Source organism: Roseburia sp. 1XD42-34 (genome assembly GCF_009917385.1).
GTDB lineage: Bacteria > Bacillota > Bacilli > Bacillales > Amphibacillaceae > Virgibacillus.
On the sequence record NZ_QWLJ01000002.1, the window covers coordinates 28,025 to 46,920 of the forward strand.

Below are 18,896 nucleotides of genomic sequence, written 5' to 3' on the forward strand. Positions count from 1 at the left end.
CCTGCCCAATAAAAAAACGAACAGTATAAGGCTATATTAATACTTGTTTTATTTGGATTTTTGCTTGGTTTAAAGAACAATATATCATTCTTCGGTATGGGTTTAAAAACAAAAGTGCAAATACATAGATTATCAGAAGTTATATTAACAGATGTACTTTTTGATAGATAGTAGGGGGGCCATTCACCGCCTTACTCCCCCTACATTAAAATTGATATATAGCATACAGTTCATTTGTACTATTTTAAAATGTGTTTAAAATCTTTGCCTTTTGCTACATATGTAGCAATGGATAATTGGATGAGTTCAAGGTCTTTTGCAGATACGTCACGAACTATTTTTCCTGGCGAGCCAACAACAAGCGAATGAGATGGTATTTTTTTCCCAGGTGGTATAAGGGTGTTTGCACCAATAATGCATTCTTCACCAATCTCAACATGATCTAATATCGTTGATCCCATTCCGATGATCGACCGCTTCCCTACCTTACACCCATGTAGGATAACATTATGCCCAACGGTAACTTCGTCCTCCACAACTACAGGACAACCTGCAAATAAATGAATGGTAGAATTGTCTTGAATACTACATTTATCTCCTACTGTTATCGAATCTTCATCCCCTCGTAATACTGCATTGAACCAAATAGTAGATTCTTTGCCAATAGTTATATCTCCAATTAAATATGCCCCTGGCGCAACAAAAACGCTCTCATGAATGGATGGCTTGTGATGGTTGTATGGAATAATCAACATATCACCTCTTTGAAAATTTAGTTTATTTCCTCTATTTTAACATTTTTGGGTGGATTTTAAAACGGTTCGATAAATTTAAAATAGAACTCATAATTATTAAATGTTTTTCCTGTTTAAGACGCATAATTTATCTGCGAAATTCCCTAAAAAGGTTTCTGTTTGCTAACATATACGATATGATAAAAGAGGTAGAGTTTGGATTAGTTGTTAAGGAGGCAAACAACGGTGTTTAAAAAGATTGCAAGTGATGCTTTAGGATTAAGTGACATTGGCAAGATTATTTCTCCAGAGGATTTTGATAAGACGGAATCGGATGATTATGTACTGCATGAGGAAGGAGAAAAAATTCACTTTCTCATTAAGTCGAAATCGGATGAGTACTGTTTCACCAATCGTGCTTTGATTCATCTTGATGGGGAAAAAGCGACGAGCAGCAAGCGCAATATTTATCGATATGATTATTACAAATACCCAATTAGTAATGTATCCGTAGAGACAGCCGGCACTGTTGATTTAGATTTAGAAATTAAGTTTTCAATTGGTAAACAATCGGTTTCTGTGGATATCAGTAAAAAAGAAGGGGAAGCGATTGCAGATTTATATAAATCATTAGTAACGATTTCCCACATCCAAGATACGAATGACCGAAAGAAAAAATTTGCCAAGGATAGTTTACAAATCTCGCAATCCTTATTTAATGATAATCGATTCCAAGAAGGAGTTATATCAAAAGAATTTGCGGAAGCTACAAAATTTGCATTTGAATGGTATACAACGACATATGATGAAAACACACAAAAGGATTTTGGAGAAGTATTTGATAAATATATTCAAAATTAACCGGGCAATTTTTATTGAAATTGACTCGAAAAGTAGTTTAATTAGTAGATTCGGTTGTAGAATAGTTTAACAGAATAATTCCAGAAGTCCGTTTTTAATTCAATTTGCTCCCCTTTAGATATCAAGCCCCATTAACTTGAAGGGGAGTTTTTGGTACCTAATAAACGGTTTTCCCAAAAACAAAAATGTAACATATTATTGGTTTATGAAGGGAGTAAGCTTTGAAGGAAGCTAATTTTTATGGGGAAAGTATAGCATTCATTATTGTATATGCGGTTGTTGACTGGATTGTAATACATAAGTACAATAAAATAAAATAAATATTAGAAATGTAATGATAATTACAAATCAGGCGATTTTTTAAGCGTAAAAAGGAGAGCCGTAAAAATCACTAGTATACTGTTGTTTATTAAGAAATGGTCTACTTGCTACCTGATTGAATGAGCACGTATGCTCCTGCCCAGATCGAGAGTTTACCCGCAAAGTGAGCGAGTATGTCGCCGCTCCGATCAAGTAAGCCGACCCAAATTAAGCGAATCTATCTCGAAATCGAATATATCATCCATAACCCGACTGTGTCTTTCTTTCCAAATTACAGCAAATGCCAAGCTAAATTGAGCATGTCGTTCTCCGAAGTAGCAAGAGCTGCGCTCGACCGAACACAGCTCTCTAAATCATAAATTTCATCCCTATCGAATAAATGAGCTAAATCTTATTTGGTCTTTCCCTCAGCAAAGGCTATATCAGCCGGAACATGCTCTCCTTGGTATACTTGTTTAAATGCATTAGGTGTGTAATTCGTTTCTTTTTTAAAAATTCGACTAAAATAGGTGAGATCGAGATAGCCGACTTGCTCGGCTATTTCTGTGACGGTTAAGTCCGTTGTTCGCAACAGCTTTTTGGCCTGTTCTATTCGGTAATGGCGTAAGTAGCTCACAAAAGACATGCCAACAGTTTCTTTAAAAAAGCGGCTGACATAACTTTTATTCAGATGCATAAATCTTGCCAATGAGTCTAAATTAATTTCTTCATGGTACTGTTCATGCACGTATTGCATCATTTGTGCAGCACTTTCTTTTATCGTATCTGTAACGGATTTACGCTCATAATGCAATAAAGAAACTTGGTTTAACGCTAATATTGCCCGGTGAATGGCGGACTTGCATTCCTCAGTTTTTAAAGGCTTTACTAGGTAATCGACAGCCCCGCAGCGAATTGCGGTTTGAATATGTTTAAAGTTTTCTTCATTATCAAGCAAGATAACTTTAATGTTAGGATAACGTTTTACGATGTTTGTTTTATATTGGAAAATTTCGTCGCTTGACTTACTAACATCTAAAATCAACATGTCGGGTTGTTGTTCCAATGAACGTGTATACGCTTCTTCGGCAGACAAAGCATCGTCGAGAAATATTACATTAAAAAAATGCTCGGAAAAGATTTGTTTTAAAAAATGACGGTCGGCTTGTTCAGGGCTAGCTAATAATACGCGACACATAATATCACCTCTTTTAACAGAATGCTCACTTACCATTTTTTTAAAAAAACAGGAGGACTGATAGGGGGAATCGCTTTTCTAGTATGCTATAAAATTAGGAGATACACTCTCTGATTTCTCGATTAACTAAAAAGGAATTATGAATACGCTATGTTTCAAGCTCTAACGCTCAGTAAAAGATATACTAAGTTTATTCTATCTCTATCTCTATCTCTATCTCTATATGGATGCTTATCCCCTTTAAAAATTTTTTTTGCGTTGCGCTTTACTTCTTATAAACATATATCTCACTATAAGTATAACATGAACATAATGGCAATATTATACTGATTATTTTAAGGGATTGTGAATAAATGAACAAATATCAAAATTGTCCAAAAACAAACATAAATAGTCCTAACGATATTTTTGTAAACGCTTTATTATAGAGGTGTAGGAAATAAATGAAAAGGGGATGGCAAACATGGCTATTAATCTAGCGCAAGAAACAGTGCAAAAATATGAGGTAGAGACGCTGATTCAAAAAGCGAAGCATGCCCAAAAAATATATACTAGCTTCACCCAGGAACAAGTAGATGAAATTGTTAAAGCTATATCCGTGCAATTAACCGAAGCTGCAGAGGACTTAGCATTTAAGGCGCATACAGAAACAGGCTTTGGTAATGTTAAAGATAAAACGACGAAGAACTTATTTGCTAGTCAGCAAGTATACCAAAGTATAAAAGATGAATCAACTGTAGGTATTATCCATCGTGATGAAGTAAATAAGGTGATGGAGGTTGGGGTACCAATGGGAGTCATTGCTGCACTTGTTCCAGTAACGAATCCAACATCGACCGTTATTTTTAAAACATTAATTGCTCTAAAGACAAGAAATGCAATTGTGTTATCACCACATCCAAAAGCTGTCAATTGCATTGTTGAGGCTGCCCGTTTAGTGGAGGAAGCAGCAGTGAATGCTGGTGCTCCCAAAGGTTTAGTTCAAGTAATAGAGTCACCGAGTTTGGAGGGGACACAAGCGTTAATGCAACATGATGATACGGCATTAATATTAGCTACTGGTGGGAGTCCAATGGTAAAAGCGGCTTATTCCTCAGGTAATCCTGCAATTGGGGTAGGTCCTGGTAATGGTCCTGCGTTCATTGAAAAATCAGCCAATGTTGAAGAAGCAATTGATCGAATTATTGCAAGTAAAACATTCGATCATGGTACGATATGTGCTTCAGAGCAATCTATCATCGTTGAAAAAAGCATCAAAGATGAAGTTGTTCAGGAATTGAAAAAGCGCCATGCTTACTTTATGAAACAAGAAGAATCAGAGAAGGTTTCCCACTTTATTATGCGTGAAAATGGCACGATGAATCCACAAATAGTTGGAAAACCTGTAACTGAAATTGCTAAACTATGTGGAATTATTATTCCTGCTGATACTAGCGTACTCATTTCTGAGGAAACAACAATTGGTCCTAACAACCCGTATTCACGTGAAAAATTAGCGTCCATTCTAGCAATGTACACAGTTGGCGATTGGGACGAAGGTGTTGTTACTTGTAATACAATTTTAGAAAATGAAGGCGCTGGGCACACAGCAATGTTGCATACAACCAATGATGATCTAGTACAGGATTTCGGCTTACGTATAAAAGCATCCCGTATTTTAATCAACACACCAGGTACTTTTGGTGGAATAGGTTTTTCCACCAACCTTGCTCCTTCTTTAACACTAGGATGTGGTGCTATCGGTGGAAGCAGTATTACAGATAACGTGAGTGTTCGTCAGTTAATGAATATTAATCGCGTTGCTTATAATAAGTAAATTCGTTAAATTAAAGAAGCATCCAGACTTCGTGACATGCGAAATCTGGGTGTTTTTTTGTTGTATAGAAAATTATAAAATGAGGTGCTTATGGATAACGAAATAACTGACTAGGCATGTTCGGCGCATGAACCTAGCAACGATGCGATTTTAGAAATGCGCCCTCCGATAAGGCATCATCGCTTCGTCGCTAAGAGGAAGACCGACTAAAAACGGGCTTGCCGCCCAGATGTCAGCGTACCCCGGTTTTAGTGGCATGATTCCTTTATCTATAGTTGATTCGTTTCATTCGCTACGTTGCTAAAAGGACGCTCCTGCCTTTGTTTGTTCTAAAAACATATAAAGGTATAAAGGCATTATGCATCTGTCTATTAGATTAAATATAAGAATATTCCACAAAAATACCCACTCAACTTGTTGCTTTTGCTCAAGCTTTTTTTACATAATTTCTCTATTCTAACAATTTATATCTCCTCCACATTTCTGACTTCATTTTTAACCAACTTTAGAATGTTTTTTCATAAGTTTCCCATATGAAAAGTAACCGAATTATAAAAGTCTATCTATATGAGACTTATATACGAGGAAAGACCTGTTTAACAGTCTTTTTTTAGTCTATTAGAACTATATATTATAAAATTTTCTTGGTGAAATATACAAAGTAACTAGGACTTTAGACTTATGTTTGCGCTTTCATTTTAGTTTGTGTTTAGAAATTGTTGATAAAATATGGAAACAGTGAATTAAATTTGAATAGTTGGAGGAGTTATTATGAAGGCGATTCTTGTTGACGACGAAAAGTTAGCGTTAGATTATTTGGAACAACAAATTAAAAAAATTGGTAGAGTAGAAGTTATTGGCAAATTTACTAATCCGGTACATGCTCATGAAAGTATCCTTAAAGAAGATGTGGATGTGCTATTTTTAGATATCCAGTTACCAGAAATTAATGGAATGCGTTTGGCAGAAAAAGTTTTGGAAAATAAGCCTAATTTGACAATAGTATTTGTAACGGCTTATGACAAGTATGCTGTAAAAGCATTTGAGCTTAATGCAGTTGATTATTTACTTAAACCGATTCCATTTGATCGTTTGAAAAAGACAGTTGAACGGATAGAAAATCAATGCAATCAGCAATCAACTGTCGAAAAAACTTTACCACTCTATGTAAATGTACTTGGCCAGTTTTCAATTGAACCGGTAAAAGGACAACCTGAATTTGTATCTTGGCGGACTAAAAAAGCAGCAGAGTTATTTTTATATTTACTGCATCAAAAAGGGAAAATGGTGAGGAAATCATTTTTAATTGACTTGCTTTGGCCAGATGTAGAGTTGGAACGGGCAAGTGCTTTGTTATACACGACGATTTATTATGTACGAAAAACGTTAAGAAAATATCATAAACATTTGAGATTAGAAAACGTTTCTGATGGTTATGTCTTGGAAACAGAGAATATTATCCTTGATTTTAATGAATGGAAGGAAAAGATAAAAACATTACCTCCGGTTAGCCAAACATCGATTAATACTTATATTCAAGTAATGTCCTTATATAAGGGAGGCTATTTACAAGGATACGACTTTTGGTGGGCAGAATCGGAACGTTATTATTGGGAACAGATTTGGTTAACGAAGGCTATGGAGATAGCAAGATTTTATCAAGATAACCATGACATAGCAGGAGCAAAACTGTGGTATAGTCATATTTGTCAATATCATCCGGAAATGGAAAAATCTCATTTTGCTTTAATGAAAATTTATGCATTTGAAGATAACCAAGCACTTGTTCACCAACAATATGACTCCTTGAAAACTTATTTACAAGATGAAATGGGAGTGTCGCCGAGTAAGGAAATTGGAAAATGGTATGAAGATTGGAAGGAAGGTAGAATTAACGTTCTATACTCCTAAACTACTAAAGATAGCATTGCAAATCAATTAAATAAAGCAGAAGATCAAGATTGCTATATATTTAAGCATCTATTTTTATACGTTACTATTTGGCAATGTAGAGAAAAATGGTTAGGAAGTTTTAAGGGCATGATAGTTCGTTAATCGTGCACAATGTGGACCTAGTTAAATCCTTTCAACTATCAGAATCCCTAAGATTAATTTATTCTTACAATATGCTTATGTTTATTAGGAACATAGATTATATATGATCCTGATAATAATATGTTGGTTAATGAAAGATTCGAACTTAAAATGGTTAGTCCATTTTAGTTCGAATTTTTTTATAAAGATAAGAAAGTATAAACTTAGGCGCTTGGGGAAAAAGAAATACCGAATAGACCACGTCTGCTCCATTGGCCAGCAACGATGCGACTTTAGAAATGCACCCTCCGATAAGGCGTCAGCGGTTCGTGGCTAAGAGGAAGGCCGACTAAAAACGGGCTTGCCGCCAGATGTCGGCATACCCCTGTTGCATGGGCATGAAGTCCTTTATCTTTAGTTGATTCATTCCATTCACTCCGTTGCTAAACGGGCGCCCTTCCCCTTTGTTCTTATGTTTAATGTATGGGCGTTTTAGTTTCGTTCGTTTAATAAATGTTTAGATGTGTTTATTAAACTATGGGTCACTATCGCTAGTATTAAATTACAGGATAAGGAGAACGAATTACTTTTAGCTGAAAGGAGGAGTATAGCACGTGCGACAAACACGAATGACAAGCAAAATGAGAAGAATGCGTAAGATGAAGAAAACTCGTATGTGGTTTGCGTTTTTTTTGGTTTTCATTCTATTAACATCAGCTTTTGCCCCAGTTGTTATAAGCGGGCAAGGTGATATAAAGCAAACTTCACCATCCCTTGATGTTCAAGTCAATAAAGATGCTGAAATAGAGAGAGCAGTAATAACTTTAAGATCTTCACAACCTGTACTTGATAAAGCAGAGGTAGTTCTTCCTGATGAAGGGGTATTTAGCGAGTCGCTAACAAAAGAATTAAATGAACAATCAAAGGATACAACAATCAAGTATGACAATAAAAAACACAAACTTCATATTCAATGGAATAAAAGTGTGAAAAAACAAGAAGCTAGATTTGTTTTAACAGACAACTATAAGGAAGAAATGAAGTTAACGGCAATAGGGATTATAGATGGAAAACAGGTTGCAGTTAAAGAAAATACTATTTTTATTCCTCCACAGGAAAAAGCAAAAAAAATGGATGAAGCGAATACAAACGATCAACAAGATACGCCTGTAAAAGAATCAGTTCCACCTAACAAACAGCAAGAGGATAAGGTAGAACAATCAAAAAATACAGCAGATAACAAGCAAACGGATAAACGAATGCATGAAAAAGAAAAACATGCAAAAAATGCTAGTAAAAAGAAAGAATTAACAGTAGAACCCATGGTCGGAAATGAAAATATAGATATAGATTTATCTCCACTTAAATCTAAAGTTCTAGCTGGCAAACAGGCAGTTTATCAGCTGTCTTTAAAATTTACTGGATCAAAGACAACTTTTAATAACGCCAAAATCGTAATTAATCTACCAAAGGAAAATTTCAGCTCTTTTACCCAAAGTCTAGATGAATTAAAAATAAATGATGTCACTCCAAATTGGGATAAAGAAATGAATCAATTAGTTTATCATTTCGATTCTATAAAGTCAGGAAAAACATATGAAACGGTCTACAGGATAAACACAGAAAATGGAATATCACCTAATGAGAAAGAATTACAATCAAAAGTAACTTTCTCAGCTGATGAAATAGGAGCCATATCTGATCAAGCTTCTATAATTATGAATGCTTCAACTCCAATGAATATAAGTAAGAGGTATATCAAATCAGAAAAAAATGGTGAACCTATTACTGCTCCTATACCAGGAAGTAAGACGCTTTGGGAAATTCAAGTGAATATTCCCAAAGAGAGCAATGGGCAAATGTTCTTACAGGAAAATGAAATATTAGTTCTTGAAGATATCCTGCCAGAAGGTTTGGAATATGATTCTATGGAAGAAGGAAAAGAACCTGTAGAGAATGAAGGTAGACTTACATGGGAATATACTTCGCCTACAATAGAGCAACAAAAGAGCAAAAACGACTCGTTATTTTCCAAAAAAATAAGAGTATGGCTCAAGGTTAAAGATAAAAATACCATTGAAACAACACAAAATAACATAGCCAAAGTAAAGGCACATACCATAGACGGTAAAAAGATAGAGGAAAATGCTGAACAAGGGTTATATATTATTGATGCAGAAGATTTTACTGGAGAAGTGAATGGTACATTTATTCGCCATGGACATTTAGGACCACTTAATGGTGCAGGGGAATTAAACACAGACTATAAGAGTGACAAAAACCCCGTTATAGGTGAGGACGATATTGTTACGTTTGCTCATAACACAGCAATCGGAGGACCAAATTATAATTTATATCAAGGTGATTTTAAACAATATGTGATGACATATAGAATAGACCCTCGTCTACATTTAGAGCAGTTAAAAACACCAGGTGAATTTTTCTTTCGTCCTATCACGGCTATTCCTTCGAGCTATGCATCATCTGTTCCACTAGATGCTTATGTTGGCTTCGATGTTTATGTAAGTGTAAATGGAAGAGAACAATTAGCTATTTCTAATGCTGATCACAATAGAGTATATACGCGAGCAGATTTAGGCGTAGACGATAACGATAGAATAGAGTATGTCAAATATGATTTCTTTAATCCGCAAACGGGAGATAAAGGTGCACCGCAAGGTGTTTTTTCGCAAGTACCGGATAAGACAGTAGATCAATCGAAGAAAATTACCGAGTTTGGAACTGGTTTAGCTGCCTATCAATTTACTGTAAATGAAAATGAGACAGGGAAGGCTAAAAACATTCTTGAATTTTATGGTATAAACTCATTTGGAGACAAGTTTGAAGTCCCTTATAAGAAAGCAGATGGGAATCCAAGGAGTGCAGATTTTATAGGTTCACCACGTCATGTAACCATTTCTAAAAATCCTCCTTCACAACCGCCCGTAGCAACAATTGGTGTTGAGTTATTGGATCAAGACGATGGTAAAGTAATAACGGGGAAAAATAGAATGAGCGTGAATTTAAATAATGATCCAACATCTACGGAAAAATTAACGAAAAAAATGGAAGCATCTGTTTTGTTACCTGCTGGCGTAATGATTGATTCTAATCCAAATGCCGAATTTTCGGGGCAAAGCGGTAAGTATAAAGTATTAAGTGATGATTACAACAACAGTGGACGCCAATTAGTGAAATTTACATGGGATGACTCATATTTACAACCTGGTCGTTCTCTTTCTGCTCAAATTAACGTGATGATAGCAGAGTATGCTCCTAATTATTTACTGTTTGATGTGTATGGATTTTCTGGTAATGAATCGTTAAGAGCTCCTGATAGTCAAGAGCAAACGATAACGTCAACGTTATTACAAACGGATGAAGATGATTTGAACCAGGATGGGGATAAAAAACAGCCAAGATTAAAATCAGGAAATGAATATGTGATGACAGGAAACTATAGCTTAGAAACAGAAAAATTCGTAAAAGGAGAACTAGACGATACGTATACGAATTTTGGGAAAACAATACCTGGAGGCTTCATCGATTATCGCTTGAAAATAACCAATACAACAGGAAAAGACATCTATCATATGACATTGATCGATGTTTTACCGTCTGAAGGAGATCTCGGTATTACAGATAATATCGAGCGAGGTAGTAAATTTACACCAACATTAACAGCAGATGGTGTTCATTTACCAAAAGAGTGGCAAGAAAAAGTAGATATACTTTACAGTTCCGTTCAGACTCCAAAGCGTGATGACTTAATTCGTCATACGGATTATCCGGAAACTGCCACGCCTTTAACAAATCCTCCTCAAGCAGAAGAACCAAATTGGTTAACTGCAGATGAAGTAACAGATTGGAACCAAGTTCGTTCATTTAAATTAGAAATGAAAGATGATGTGCACTGGATAAAGGGGCATGATATTGAAATAGAATTTCGAATGAAAGCACCACAGGTCACTGAAGAGCAAGCTAAAGAGCTGCTAGATTCAGAAGAAGACCCCTCCCTAAGAGCAGCATGGAATTCATTCGCCATTGCAACAGACAATGGTCAACCTGTAGAACCAGCACGAGTAGGAGTTTATATGGAAGAAACAGTTGATCCAAATGTGAATAAAACTGTAAATGGTAAAGACTCATTAGAATTGGAAAACCGTAATCAAGCGTTTACGTGGGAAGTAGATTTTGATTTTGGTAATCGTACCGGCAAATGGGATGTTGTTGAACTGAGTGATAAATTGCACCAGTTATTGGAAATCGTTGAAGTTGAAGTGGTGGATCAAGCAGGTAATGATGTAAGTAGTAATGGTGTATTAAACGTTAACAAAAAAACAAATTTAGTTTCGTTTAAACCAGAAAAAAAGGATAATTCTTATCTCTATTTACAAGATCAGGTGTATAAGTTAAAAATAAAATCGAAAATTAGCGATACAGCAACACCGCAAGAGTTACTTCCTTATATTGAAGCAAACGGGATTCCGAATGAAGGTGTATTGACGGTTGATGATATACCAACAACGTCAAATGAAGCTTATGTAAAACCACCCGAATTAAAAGGGGCTCTGACAATTACGAAGGTTGATAAGGAAACAAAAAGCAAATTAGCTGGAGCAGAATTTGAGCTTCAAGATGAGAAAGGCGATGTGATAGCGACAAAAACAACAGATGATAATGGGGAAATAACTTTTGAATATTTGCCATTAGGTGATTATCAACTTGTAGAAACAAAGGCTCCAACTTATATAGATGAAAATGGAGGTGAAAAAACATATCGACTCCTTGCCAAACCAATCGATATTTCAATAACGGCTAAGGACTTACATGTGCAGAAAGATATAGAAAATTCTAAGTCAGCTTGGTTATTGCCTTCTACAGGGGGTATTGGAAGTTTGGTGTTTTATGTCGCAGGTGCAGTACTTATGATTGGTGCCATTGTTTGGTTGCTAAAGAGAAGAAAACAAGAAATGAAGTAGAAAACATTTGCATTTTGCCCGCCTTTCTAAGGTTGTTTAATAGTTGTTAAGATTCAACATCTATTATAAAAGCAGCTTTTTAAGAAGGGGGGGCAACTAATGAGGAGAAAATCGAAAGATATTTTGTTTTTTATGCTTGCCATATTCGTTTGTTTTCAAGTAATTCATCCAGTTATATCTCTTGCCAAAACAGATCAGCGGAAACAACTTATGTTGGATATGCAAATTGTTGAGAAAGCTAGTTCAAGTAAAGCAATTATTCAATTGAATGCTAGTGCTGCATTGGAAATGATTAAAATTAAACTTCCTGCTGATACTTCTTATGACGAAAAACAAACGGAAAAGTTACAACAAACAGGAATTACAGCAAAATATGATTCCAAACAGCATGAAATACATCTAACCAGAAGTGCTGATTTTAAAAAATGGCACACAGCTTTTGTGTTAACAAATCTAAAGCAACTAGAAAATAAATTGGTCGGGGTTGGGCTAGTTGATCAGAAAAAAGCAATTAAAGAAGAGCTTATTTTTCAAGTTAATCTGGACGCAGATAAAGTAAAACAGCCCGAAGAGAAAAAACAAGTACCTGTAGATGAAAAAGTAAGCAAGGAAGCAGTAACGGACATTACTACCAAAGAGAATAATACCCAAAACCAGGGAAAAGAGACAAAACATACCGAAAAAAACACATCGCAAGTACAGAAACACCAACAAGAGATTACGTCTGAAACCCTTTCTCAGGAGAAGAAAAACATCAAACCTCCGATTCAATCCACTTGGCCAGAACCTGGTTCTTTGAAGTTAAATAAAGAAGCTACGGCGACGGATGAATATGCAGAGTGGGAAGTTGAATTGACTGTGGAAGGGAAAGATTTAAAGCGTAGCTCAGATATCGTTCTTGTATTTGATCGCTCCAATAGCATGGTCTCAAACAGACTTAAGAAAGCAAAGCTTGCTGCTAATCAGTTTGTGGATCAATTATTAGTAGAAAATTTAACAACTAGAATTGCATTAGTTCCTTTTGGCAGTAAAGCCGATCCATCTACGGGTTTTATAGGCTATAACAGTAAAACAAGATTAAAAAATGCAATTAATGCAATTAGAGTTACTGGAGGAAATGACGGAGGAACGAATATTCAAGCAGGGCTTCATCAGGCGCAGAACCTACTAGATACTCATAGTAATGCAGATAGGAAAACTATTGTTCTATTAAGTGATGGAGAGCCGACTTTTAGCTTTATAGCTAGAAATGCAGAAGCCTACGCTTGGCCTAATAATAAATATAATTTTATTTTGTCTGATTTTGATTATAATTCCCGAATAGGAAGAGGAAATTCATATGGATTAGGTTGGCTAGAGCGCTATAGGTTAGGTTGGTATAGAGTAGAAACCAACGGAATTGCAACTATCTCTGAAGCAGCCCATATTATAAATTCCGGTTTGGATATTTATTCTATCGGTCTTGAAGTTGGACGAAACAGAGATGCAAGGTATGTGCTTCATAATAGCCAAAATAAAGGATATTATGAAGGCGGTGAAGATGATCTAAGTCAAATTTTTGCAGAAGTTGCAAAAGGCTTGTCAAGTTATGCTGCAAATGGCGCTGTTGTAACGGACCCTATGGGAAAAATGTTTAACTTAGTAAAAGACGGCAGTTATCGTGGACAAAATTTTGCTGCAAGCCATGGAGAGGTAAAATGGGATGGCGCCAACGAAACGTTCACGTGGGATATTGGTGATATTAAAGAGAATGAAATTTACACGTTAAAGTATAAAGTGACTATTGATTGGGATGAAAATCCGAAAGGGAATGAGGTGTATCCAACTAATGGAGATACACCGTTAAACTATACGGAACCAAATGGAAACCCACAAACAAAGCCATTCCCTATTCCAAAAGCAGGAATCGTCAAAGGAAAGATTATCAAAAAAGGCTATCGTGTAAATGTTGATGGGCAGCCAGTTAATAAGGACGGAAATGTCGTTTCTGACCCATCAGAAGCGGAGCAATTTTATGAAGAAGTTCATAAAGAAGATGGGCAAGAAGAATTAAAATTTAATGAAACATACCAAGTAACGGCGAAGGATATTGCTGATTACACATTACATGTAGGCAATCATTCCGAACGTATCGATTTACAACCAGATAAGCCATTAGAAACAGTTTGGTTCGGCTATGTTAAAGCGACAGATCTGATTGCTGGTGACGTGACAGCAGAATATGTTGATGAAAAAGGCAATAAAATAGCCGCAAGTGAGGTTTTTAGCGGTGAAATTGGAGATACGTATACAACGAAGCAAAAGAATATTCCAGGATATACCTTTGTTAAAGTAGATGAGGAAGGTGCTCCTGCAACTGGAAAGTTCCAAAAAGAAGCGCAAATTGTCCGTTATATATATAAGCAAAAGCTTGGTACCATAACGATTCAGAAAGTGGATAAACATGGTAAAGCATTGCAGGGGGCAACATTTAAATTAAAAGGTAGTAAAGGACAAGAGGTCGAATCTCAGACAACTAACGAAGATGGACTAGCTACATTTAAGAATTTACCGTGGGGTAAGTATGAACTTGTAGAAACAAAGGCTCCAGAAGGTTACCGTTTATTAAATAAGCCGCTAAATGTAGAAATAACTGGAGAAAATCTCTATGAAGAGCTAGAAGTGGAAAATAGCAAAAATGGCTGGCTTTTACCTGATACTGGTGGGTTAGGTACGCTTTTATTTTACGGGTTCGGAGCAGTATTCATGCTAGTAGCTTTCCTCCTTTTATTGCGAAAAAAGAAGGCGGCTCCGTCACCAAAAGAATAATCCCTATCTATTACTTTGCTTTAAGGTGGTGATAAATCTAAGCGCTAATCCTTATTAAAATGATAAAATTACTAGAATTAATGTGTAATTAAAGAGAGGAGAAGAATAGATGAACGTAACAAAGAAAAAGACATTGCACCTTGCATTAATTTTTACTTTAATCCTATCCTTGTTACTTCCACAGGCAGCATTTGCCAAAGAGGTTAAAGGGGATGAGAGCAATCCGTCATTAACGATTCATAAATTCGAACAAGAACCAGGAACAGCACCTGGTGAAGAAGGAACCGGTTTGCCTGGGCAAAAAGCAGATGGAACACCAGTAGATGGTGTGACATTTACGTTAAAGCAAACGCATCAATATAATCCAGAGAATGATAAATGGACGGAAGTAGCTGATGGAAAAACGCTAAAAAAGACAACGGCTTCTAATGGGACAGTAGTCTTTACAAAAGGAGATGGATTGGAATTAGGTCGTTATGAAGTGACAGAAACAGACGGACCAGCAGATGTTATTTTAAATCCCGATCCGTTTTATGTGGATGTTCCAATGACTGGTAAAGATCGTACTACATTAAACTACGATGTTCACGTGTATCCAAAGAACGAAACCGTTCGGTCTGGTAAAGTAACGTTAATAAAGAAGGGTGAAGATGGTAACCCACTAGAAGGTGTAGGATTTACCCTCTACCATGAAGATGGCAGCAGAGTGAAGGACAAAAATGGAAATATTATTAGTGAGTTAACTACAAATGCTGAAGGAAAACTGGCTATTGAGGGGTTAGAGCAGGGAAAGTATTATTTCCAAGAAACAACTGCCCCAAAAGGATATGCATTAAATACAACTAAAATTCAATTTGAAGTTAAAAAGTCTGGAGAGAAATTACAAGATGTTGTAGTAGAATGGACACCAGTAGCTGGAATTGCTAATGACAAAGGTGAAGTAACGAACTACAAAAAGCCAGTAGTGGATAAAGATGTAGAGGGCGAAAAAAAGGTAGATATGGACCGTAATAAAGAATATAAATATAATATTACGATAAATACACCAAAAGACATTCATAAGTATAAAGCACTAGGTGTTACGGATACATTAGATAACCGCCTAGAATTTTTTACGAATGGTAGTGTTGCAGATGGTTGGAATGTATCTGGAACAGATAAATCCAATATTACCTTTACGAAAGAGGGACAGAAACTTATTTGGGAAGTCAAAGACTTAAGCAAGCTCAAGCCAGGTAAAAATGTGACCATTACATTTACTGCCAAAATTAAGCCAGATGCCGAGTTAGAAGCTGGAGAAACTGGTATTGAAAACACTGCTGATCTACATTTTAACAACAATAAAGGTTCGTACACGAAACCAATTGATCCAAACAATCCAGATCCTTATGAACCATATGAACCAGAAGATCCAGATAATCCAGGAAACAATCCAAAAGATCCAAATCATCCTGAGCCTAAGCCAGAAGACCCGATAACTCCAGAGGAACCACCTGTAGTGGTACCTACAGAAGGTGGATTAGAGATAATTAAAGTGGATGCTTCTGATAACAATGTAAAACTAAAAGGTGCAGAGTTTAAATTAACAGATATGGATGGTAATGTCATCGATACGTCTAATGCTGGGACAGTCATTGCAGTAAACGGCAAAGCATTCAATGGTAAATTAGAAAACTTAACAACTAGAGAAGATGGTACATTTTCTATTACTGGTCTAACACCAGGAACTTATCAATTACACGAAACAAAAGCACCAACTTACACAGAAAATGGCGAGGAAAAACCATATCGCTTACTATCCAAGCCTGTAGAAGTAAAGGTAGAAAACAACAAAGATTTGAGTTATCAGGTAGAAAACTCAAAATCACTTTGGGAGCTTCCATCTACTGGTGGACTTGGAACCATCATATTTACATTGGTTGGCTTAACCTTGATGGGAATAGCACTTGTGCTGTATTTCCGTCGCAAAAAACAACAAGCAATCGCATAAATAGCTTAAGTAAGGGAGATAGGAGGGAGCTACGTTCTTTCTCCTATTTTCCATGTATAATACTTGGTTTGTAGCTATGAATAGCTACATTTTAGAGGATCTTAACTAACATCATACGAATTCGTATCAATAAAAAAAGAGCTTCCTATCCTCTAATGTTACTCCTCAGGGTTTAAATGTCTTGAACCTACTATAAATATGGTGAACCTTAACAAACTTACCTGTTTGTTTAAATACTCATGCCTGCCACTTAGATTTATAACCATAAAATATATTTACGATAGGAAGGGAAAATGATGAGACGTGCAATAATAATTATCATATTTTTGATTGGATTGGGTGTCTTTTCCTATCCTATGATAAGTAATATTTTATCGACCCAAGTACATCAATCTGTAGTCAAAGAATATGCTGAAACAGTTGAAAAAATGGACAAAAAAGAGGTTGAACAAGAAAAAAAGAAAGCGGACAATCATAATAAAAAGTTGGAAAATTCCGAAGTTGATTTCGTCGATCCTTTTTCGGAAGAAGGATCGAAAGGTAATAAAGCCGCTGGCAACAAAAGTTATTATGATGCCCTTAATATTGCCCCGGCAATTGGCAGTATTGAGATTCCAAAAATAGGTTCCAACTTACCTATTTATCATGGTACAGGAGAAGATGTGTTATCCCGTGGTGTTGGGCATTTAGAGAATTCATCCTTGCCCACTGGTAAGCCAGGAACGCATAGTGTGTTAACCGCTCATAGAGGATTGCCAAGTGCCGAGTTGTTCCGTAATCTAGATGAACTTGGCAAAGGAGACCAGTTTTTTGTCAATGTCCTTGATGAATCATATGCTTATGAAGTTTATGATGTAGAAGTCGTTTTGCCGCATGAAACACAGTGGCTTCAAACAGATGATAATGAAGAGTATATGACGTTGTTAACATGCGAGCCATATATGTTGAATACCCACCGCATGCTTGTGAAAGGGAAGCGTGTTCCGTATGATGAATCGATGAAATCTGCAACAGAAGAAGTAGATACTTTTAATTATTGGTATCTGGTAGGGGCAGGCATAGTATTCATCCTCATTTTATTCTGGTTGTGGAGCCGGAGAAAACGAAAGAATAAGGTGGAAAGATCATGAAAGGGAAAAAGGTAATTATATTATTATTTGTGGTCGGACTCATTATTCTTGTATACCCACATGCAGCTAAACTGGTTAACAGCTTTTTACAAAAACAACAAGTAGGTCAATTCCAAACAGATTTAGAGGAAAGATCAGACGAAGAGATTGATGCTCTAATGAAAAAGGCTTCTGCATGTAACAAAGAAATCTTCTATGATAGCTCTGGATTCCGTGATCCGTTTGAAGACAATAAAGAAAAGTTGAATAAATTTAAAAATTGTCTCGGAATTGACGACGATGAAGTGTTTGCCGCGATCGAAATACCTAAACTGGGAGAAATGATTCCCATTTTTTTAGGAGCTACGGAGGAAACGCTAGAGAAAGGGATTGGACAAATTGAGGGGTCTTCGTTGCCAGTAGGTGGAAAGAGCAATCACACCGTACTAGCAGGACATAGAGGAATGGGAACAAAAGCGATGTTTCGAAATGTGGATGAATTAAGGGATGGAGACGTTTTTTATATTCATACGATAAGTGGAACTTTAACCTATCAAGTGTATAATCAAAAGGTAGTCGCCCCTGATGAAACAGAACCATTGGAAATTCAAGAAAATCGCGATTTGGCAACTTTATTTACGTGTCATCCGTATCCGACTGATCGAGAACGGTTGTTGATACAGGCAGAAAGAGTAGAAGACAAGAAAAACCGCTAGAGATAGCCTGTTTTTTAGAAAATAAGAAAGCATGAAAATTGCTGTTTTAGGGATACGGGCTTAACGGAATAGCTACGCCCGGCGCAAGCGCCCAGCAACTAGGCAACTCCACGTATCGCCTTCCGATAAGTCATCATTGGTTCGTGGTTAAGAGGAAGGTCGACTAAGAGCGGGCTTGCCGATCATGCGTCCGCATACTCCTGTTGCAGGAGCATGGTTCCTAAAACTTTTCCAGTTGCTACGTTGCTAAACGGGCGCCCTACACCTTTGTTCTTACCAATACGTATTGATTTTTATCTTCCGCTTAATTTAATCTGCCGTAAGGGGATGATTTTAAATTTTATTAAC

10 protein-coding genes are annotated in these 18,896 nt (G+C 36.4%); 8 read left to right on the forward strand and 2 right to left on the reverse strand.

What is annotated here, in order from left to right:
* Positions 1-239: 239 nt before the first annotated feature.
* On the reverse strand, positions 240-752 hold the full coding sequence (locus D1839_RS01285) for a gamma carbonic anhydrase family protein (protein WP_199689887.1): 513 nt from the start codon (positions 750-752) through the stop codon (positions 240-242).
* Positions 753-980: 228 nt separating this feature from the next.
* On the opposite strand from D1839_RS01285, the gene D1839_RS01290 reads away from it, so the two are divergent.
* Positions 981-1,595, forward strand: coding sequence for a PH domain-containing protein (locus tag D1839_RS01290; protein ID WP_120378087.1), 615 nt, complete (start codon positions 981-983; stop codon positions 1,593-1,595).
* A 712-nt stretch (positions 1,596-2,307) separates the two neighbouring features.
* Here the strand turns inward: D1839_RS01290 and D1839_RS01295 are convergent.
* Positions 2,308-3,093: a helix-turn-helix domain-containing protein gene (locus D1839_RS01295; protein WP_158589582.1), complete on the reverse strand. Its 786-nt coding sequence runs from the start codon at positions 3,091-3,093 to the stop codon at positions 2,308-2,310.
* A 463-nt stretch (positions 3,094-3,556) separates the two neighbouring features.
* Here D1839_RS01295 and D1839_RS01300 point away from each other — a divergent pair, with 463 nt between their 5' ends.
* From D1839_RS01300 to D1839_RS01330, 7 genes are all read left to right on the forward strand, one after another.
* Positions 3,557-4,909 carry an acetaldehyde dehydrogenase (acetylating) gene (locus tag D1839_RS01300; RefSeq protein WP_120378089.1) on the forward strand — a complete coding sequence of 451 codons (1,353 nt, stop codon included), beginning with the start codon at positions 3,557-3,559 and terminating at the stop codon, positions 4,907-4,909.
* A gap of 771 nt (positions 4,910-5,680) precedes the next feature.
* On the forward strand, positions 5,681-6,820 hold the full coding sequence (locus D1839_RS01305) for a response regulator (RefSeq protein WP_120378090.1): 1,140 nt from the start codon (positions 5,681-5,683) through the stop codon (positions 6,818-6,820).
* Between the two features lie 737 nt (positions 6,821-7,557).
* Positions 7,558-11,925, forward strand: coding sequence for an adhesive domain-containing protein (locus D1839_RS21060; RefSeq protein WP_120378091.1), 4,368 nt, complete (start codon positions 7,558-7,560; stop codon positions 11,923-11,925).
* Positions 11,926-12,024: 99 nt separating this feature from the next.
* The gene (locus D1839_RS01315) at positions 12,025-14,733 is read left to right on the forward strand and encodes a MucBP domain-containing protein (RefSeq protein ID WP_120378092.1); all 2,709 of its coding nucleotides are present in this window, start codon (positions 12,025-12,027) and stop codon (positions 14,731-14,733) included.
* Between the two features lie 109 nt (positions 14,734-14,842).
* On the forward strand, positions 14,843-16,723 hold the full coding sequence (locus D1839_RS01320; protein WP_120378093.1) for a SpaA isopeptide-forming pilin-related protein: 1,881 nt from the start codon (positions 14,843-14,845) through the stop codon (positions 16,721-16,723).
* A 296-nt stretch (positions 16,724-17,019) separates the two neighbouring features.
* Positions 17,020-17,853 carry a class C sortase gene (locus D1839_RS01325; RefSeq protein WP_120378094.1) on the forward strand — a complete coding sequence of 278 codons (834 nt, stop codon included), beginning with the start codon at positions 17,020-17,022 and terminating at the stop codon, positions 17,851-17,853.
* Positions 17,850-18,548, forward strand: a complete 699-nt coding sequence (locus D1839_RS01330) for a class C sortase (protein WP_120378095.1) — start codon at positions 17,850-17,852, stop codon at positions 18,546-18,548. The genes D1839_RS01325 and D1839_RS01330 overlap by 4 nt, the downstream gene beginning before the upstream one ends.
* The last annotated feature ends 348 nt before the right edge of the window (positions 18,549-18,896 follow it).